The sequence below is a fragment of the Planococcus sp. ISL-110 genome, from assembly GCF_018613575.1.
Lineage (GTDB): Bacteria > Bacillota > Bacilli > Bacillales_A > Planococcaceae > Planococcus.
Genome location: NZ_JAGGPX010000001.1, coordinates 1 through 6,112 on the forward strand (window position 1 = coordinate 1; position 6,112 = coordinate 6,112).

6 protein-coding genes are annotated in these 6,112 nt (G+C 40.1%); all 6 read right to left on the minus strand.

The window, feature by feature from the left end; genetic code table 11:
- Window positions 1–516 precede the first annotated feature (516 nt).
- Entirely contained in the window at window positions 517–1,080 is a 564-nt protein-coding gene (locus J7I83_RS00005) for a site-specific integrase (RefSeq protein WP_215098634.1), read from the minus strand.
- Between the two features lie 247 nt (window positions 1,081–1,327).
- Window positions 1,328–1,606, minus strand: coding sequence for a hypothetical protein (locus J7I83_RS00010; RefSeq protein ID WP_215098635.1), 279 nt, complete (start codon window positions 1,604–1,606; stop codon window positions 1,328–1,330).
- A gap of 31 nt (window positions 1,607–1,637) precedes the next feature.
- Window positions 1,638–1,976, minus strand: coding sequence for a hypothetical protein (locus J7I83_RS00015; RefSeq protein ID WP_215098636.1), 339 nt, complete (start codon window positions 1,974–1,976; stop codon window positions 1,638–1,640).
- A 100-nt stretch (window positions 1,977–2,076) separates the two neighbouring features.
- Window positions 2,077–2,634 (minus strand): MerR family transcriptional regulator, encoded by a 558-nt coding sequence (locus tag J7I83_RS00020; RefSeq protein WP_215098637.1) that lies wholly within the window; start codon window positions 2,632–2,634, stop codon window positions 2,077–2,079.
- 812 nt (window positions 2,635–3,446) lie between these two features.
- The gene (gene mobV, locus J7I83_RS00025; RefSeq protein ID WP_215098638.1) at window positions 3,447–4,511 is read right to left on the minus strand and encodes a MobV family relaxase; all 1,065 of its coding nucleotides are present in this window, start codon (window positions 4,509–4,511) and stop codon (window positions 3,447–3,449) included.
- 344 nt (window positions 4,512–4,855) lie between these two features.
- The gene (locus J7I83_RS00030; protein WP_215098639.1) at window positions 4,856–6,022 is read right to left on the minus strand and encodes a replication initiation protein; all 1,167 of its coding nucleotides are present in this window, start codon (window positions 6,020–6,022) and stop codon (window positions 4,856–4,858) included.
- Window positions 6,023–6,112 lie beyond the last annotated feature (90 nt).

The window sequence follows — 6,112 nt, forward strand, 5'->3', positions numbered from 1 at the left end:
TTTATTACTTATTTTTAAAATTTTCATATTTCGAATCGAAAAGGTAATAGTTCGAATCGAAAAGGTAATAGTTTTGAATCGAAAAGGTAATAGTTTGAATCGAAAAGGTAATAGTTTGAATCGAAAAGGTAATAGTTAAACTCCTTCAGCTCAGTCATACCAAGGGTTTCAGACGTCCTAAAACAGTTAAAACAGTTAAAACAAAGTAATTAAAAACACCAACAACACGCGTACGCGCGCGAGCTGGTGGTGGTGGGCAAATAATAGGGACCGAAAGTGTGGCATTTCAAAAACTCTTCTCGGATCACCATGACTTCTTCTGTAAAATCAGTGATTCTACAAAAGACAAAGTGAATCGGCTCACTGATACCTCTTTAAAACGCATAGAAAACCCTTAGAAGCGATTTTAAGACCAAAAATGAATAGAACTAGGGGCTCGTACTTAAAATCGATTTTAAACCCCTTAGAAGCCGTTTTTTGACAAACAAAAAAATCCGCAGAAAAATACTGGGAGTGTTACAGGCGAAATGCTTTTAAATTGCTCTCGATCTGCTCATCGGTGATGCCGATGTAGCGCAACGTGATCTGCGGATGGGCATGGTTGAGGATATTCTGCAGCTCGGCAATGTCCTTGAATTGCTTGTAATGCCAGTAGCCAAATGTCTTGCGTAAGGTATGCGTGCCGATGCCATCCGGCATATCGGCCATCTGGGCTGCCTTGTTGAGCTGGCGGTAGGCCTGAACCCTGGTAATCGGGTTTTGCCCTTTCCGGCTTGGAAACAGCCATTTTGAGCCGTCTAGCGTGCCGATATAAGCGTTCAGCTCGTCGTAGATGTTGCCGAGGTGGATCGTCCGGCGTTTGCCGGTCTTGCCTTCACGCAACGACACCACCTGTTTGCCCTGGATCTCGCTCGTTTTGATGGCTAACAGGTCGCCGACACGTAAGCCGGAATTGATGCCGAGAAGAAACAAAATATAGTCCCGTTCACCGCACCATTTCTTCAAACTCCATTTCATGTCCTCGATGCGATCCAGCGATCGGATCGGCTGCACATCTTTGATTTCGGTTTGCTTGTTCATGGATGGCTCCTTTCGATTGGCTGCTAATTTAATTATTGCTAGAAAAAACGGATGTAACGATCTATTCAAGGAAATTCCGGGAAAAGAAAAAGAGCGCCGCCAAGGAAAAGCGAGCCCAGTAGAATCAACGATTTGAATGTATCTTTTTTTTCTAGCAATTTCAGTTTCGCTTGTTTTTTGGCGGAAGTCAATGGAATGGGGGTTGTGAATGTAACTTACTTGCTATTAAGTTACATTCAAAAACTGATTAAGGTTCTTTAAAACCATAGATGGCTACAAAAGTAAGGAATAGATATATGGCTAGACCACAAGCATTAAACGAAACTAGATAGAGTCTTACATTGCCTTTAAGCCCGAGTAATCCTAGAACGATCCCTGCTACACCGAAAATTAGCGGCAAGTAGAAGTTTATCTCCATGATAAATACTAAAAGGTCGAAACTTCCTGGAGAAGAAGGAAGTGCAAACGGTAAAATCATTAAAGCAAAACAAATTGCTGAAAGAATCGAGTAGATTTTTTTTAGCAAAATATCCCTCCTTCTGATTTACATCCTGTATTTATTCGTATGATTTAAGTATTTTAAGACTTTTTTCTAGTAACATTTCTGAAACCACGAAGGATTTAATAATACCAATGAGATTTTTCCTTTTAAAAATAGGATTAATTTTCAAAGCTTTTTGTTCCAAGGCAAAATTATTACCGTCATAGCTTTGAATAAGTTTTGTTAATTCCCTAAAATCATTTTTCGATAAATCGAACATCACTATATTTTCATAAATTGTAAGTGTCTGCATCTTGTCTTCATTTACCAACCCCATAAGAGTCAACATAGTACTATTGTGAAACTTAAGTTTTTCTATTTCAGTTATTAGCTGCTTATATTCATTGCTTTCCAAAAGTATTTCCCCTTTCGTTTTACTAGATTAGGACGATCGCAGTTAACGCAAGACAGGGAATGTGAATGTAACTTAACTGCATATAAGTTACATTCAAAACCTAGTCTTTGTCCCAAAACTTCCACTTGGATTTTGCTGGGGCTTTTTTTAATTCGTCCAAATCGGTTTGCAGCTGTTGGACGATGGCCAACAATTGCTCTTCCCGTTCCTGGCTCTTTTTCAATTCGGTTTTCATGTCCTCAAGCACTTCTGTGTGGTCTACCGGATCCGGTAATTGTTGTTTTGGCTGCTGTTGCATGAATTGCTGCAGCTCGTTGATTTTCTGGTTCTGGCCCATCAACAATTCGACAATCTGATTGAGCGATTGCGGAGCAACCACCAAATCGGTGTCCATTCGTTTTACTTCTCCACCGAACTGTTCTAACAAATGAGCTTCTACTTCTTCGAGGTCTGTCCGCTTAATGCCTTTCGCTCTTTGCGCTTGAATGAGTTGAGAAATCAACTGGATCCGTTCCACTTGTTCCTCCGTATAAACCCGTTGGTGATTCTGTTTCGGGTCTTTTACTACTTCACCAAGCCAATCTCGTTTCTCCCACTCCCGAAGTTGATGGGCTTCAAGATTCAGCTCTTTTACCAGTCGACTGATTGGAATTCGCACGTTTTCACCCCTTAAATTTAGCCTTAATTAAGTTTAAATGTAGCTTTATTTTATGCTTCTTTTAGGCTGAAAGATACTGATTTCAAAGGATTTCTAGAAAAAATAAAAAAGAAGGTGCTGTAGGCCAGCACCTTCTCCGGTTTTCGGTTATCGAACTGCCGATAATTCGGGATATGTAAACTTATTTCAATCGAAAATTATTTAAAAGCACATTAAGAAAAATTCGAAACATTCTAACAGGCTCTGTTTTGAAGTACTAAAAGTATTCCTGTGGTCTTTGAATTATTTGATATTATATATATAAATAAAAATAAAATATTCTGTTTTTGATTTAACTTTGTAATAAAAAGAGGTTTGAAAAGGATGTGAAATGAATTGAGAGTATCGACATTATTGAGTTTTTTGTTCTTTTTAATTTCCTTGGGTATATATTTTTTAGTTATCGATCCCATGCTTGAATCTAATAGATGGGTCGCATTTGTCATATTTTCACTAATTTTCTTGTCTTATAGTTCGCTTGATAAAATGTTACAGGGACGATTTGAGTTTTTAGATAAACGAATTGACACACAAATAAGTGTCTGGATTGTATTTGGTCTATTGATTTTTGCTCCGTTACTTATCGGTGCATTGGAGTAATTATTGCTATTTTTTCATCTTTATCTATGTATTTTTTACATCCGAAGGCGACAAGTGAATCCCTTACACCACCCCGAATTTTGGGTGGTGTATAACTGGGCACTTCGGATTTTTGCTGCTGTCGATCGACTCGGAAATATATCGATCTCTACAAAAAAGAGACCAACGTTGGCTTAACGCTCCAACTCCTGGTCTCTTTTTCTAGCAATCTCTTTTTGTTTTTCTTGCTGCCGTTCCGCTTGCCACTCTTTGAATTTGTCCAACTGTGATTTGGCAAATTCCATCAGTACATTTAGCTGGCTTTTTAACGTTTTATTTTCTTTTTGCAATTCCTTGTTTTCTTGTTTCAGTTGGCTATTTTCTTTCTGCAGCCGTTCCGTTTTAGTTTTCTCTTGGTCCAGTTTCCGGTCGCTGGAGATCACATTATCGACCATATCGTCAAATCGCTTTTCATGCGCCTCGATGGTGCTTTCGATGGCTTCGGTGGCTTTAGCCCTTGCTTTGAGGGCTTCAAAGTCCTCTACCGGTAATTTTACATGTTTCCGGTCAAAGACAGTCGGCTTGCTGACTTGCAGCTCATCCACTTTCTTAGACGCTTTCAGCGCATTTCTAAGGGCTTCCGTTTCTTTCTCGAGGGTTTTCACTTCTTCATTGAGCGTCAATGCCTTGAAACGGCTCATTTCGATGTGTTTTCGGTCAGAGGCAATGCCCCGTTCAACTTCAAAGCCCAACGTTTGCATGTGTTTGGGGAATTCCTCTTGCATCCATTGCAATTCTTGCCGATTAAAGACATTTTTGCCCTTGAGTTTGCCGTCACGCATCGGCACAACGCCTAAGTGCATGTGAGGCGTTTTTTCGTCATTGTGGACGGTCGCATAAGCGATGTTTTGTTTGCCGTAGCGTTCCGAAAATAATTTATGGCTTTCCTCAAAAAACCGTTTCTGTTCAGCCGGATCTAACCCGTCAAAAAATTTACGGTCAGACGTCACCAGCAATTCATTGACCAGCACCGCATCTTTTCGGGTTTTCCGTTCGCTCACTTTTTGGCTTTCGATGATGGCTTTTACGTATTTGTTGTAATCAATTTTATCTTGATGGAGCAAATCATAATTCAAATGTTCACGGTCCGGATCGATGTCTGGATTCGTCCGACTTTCCCGTTCTCGCTGGTTGTGAAATTGCATGCCCTTTAAATCGGGACTCTTCATTTTCTGCATCCGTACCACAGCAAAACTCACAACAACACGCCCCCTTATTCCGGTCAACTTCCAGGTAAAGTATAGCACACTATACTTTACTGCCGTAAAGGTGTGCTCTCCGAGGGTAGACCGAAGGTCAAAAGCAAGGGGCTGCATCCCTCCGGATGCGCCCCCTCAAGGTCAACGGCATGGGGAATGATCGTCCTCGATGGACGATCATTCCCCAGTAGTTCAAAGGCAAGAAAAGACAGCCGGCTTCGGCTATCTTTTCCGTAGATCAACCAAAAAGGATGGCCGAGTAAACGGACCATCCTTGAAAGACAAACCAAAAATCCCGAAGTGACTTTTTAAAGAAAATCACTTTGGGATTTTGGCTTTTCTGTTTAAGAAGTTGGCGAATCTTTCTTCGAACGTTTCTTTCTTTCCGCCAGCTTTTTCAGCAGCAACTCTTTTTCTTTATCAAGTTCCGGGTTCGCTTCCGACGGCTCGACCGAATCCTCTTTGGAGGTGAACCAATCCGGCAGTTTTTCTTCCCGTCCGGCCCAGCGCTCATTGACCGGCTGCAAATCAGCGAACGTAATCCGTCCGCCAGCTTCGTGGATCTCCCAGGCGGAAGTGATTTTGGACTTAATGAACCCCAGAGGATTCTTCACGCTCTTTTCTTCGTTGACGTAGCGAATCAAGAATTCCAATTCCTGTTCGGCATCATCTTGCCAGATTAGGGATGCGCCTTGATGAAGCTGTGCAAAAAAGGCAGTATCGAATTGATAGCCCTCTGCGAGTTCGTTCACTCGGATACGTAGCTTATCCATTTCACTCAATTCTTCAACGGATTCAGAAATATTTTCAAGATGAGGGACTTTAATTTTCTTTTCAGGGACATGACGAATAGTAAATTCAATAGCATCGACTTTTCTACCTTTTTTGATTTCTCTGTACTGAATTAATAGATCTGTTTGCTCGTTTAATTCTTTAATTGCAGGAAGCAATATCTTATTTTTAAAGTTGCCGTAGAGATTATACGACTTATTGGAAGCGCCCAATTTTCCTCTTAATGAGTCTATTGAACATTTCCATTCAGCAACAGTTTGCCACTTTTTCATTAATTCGTAGAGCCGAATAGCATATACGCTTTTAAGCGACAAAATATTATTCAACTTGTACGAAGTAAAAGTGTCTTTGAGTTGCAGTAAGTAAGGTTTTAACTCAGGTGCAAAACGAATCTGTATCACTCCAGAACCATCTACATATCTTGCAGTAGATACCCAGTGAGTCATTAACCATCCTTTATCTTCTAAAGGGATCTCTACTACCTTTGTCATTAAACTTTCTACTATCTTTTTAATTTCTGTGTAGTGTTCTCTTCCCTCGAGTCCTAGCATTTCATGAAAATCACGAACAGAAATTATGTAGTCTTTAAAATCCCCATCTGTAGGCTCAATCATGCTAACCATGGTAAGGATAATTTTTTGTTCTCGTGCAGTTAACGGCTTTTTGTGTCTAGCTTCAATCAAATTATTTCCCTGAGTTACCACATAATTTTGATTCATCAAGTCACATCCCCCAAATTAATATTACTTAAATTTAAAAAAGTAATGTTTAAATCGATAATATCATCAAGGAATCTATATGTAAAAGCT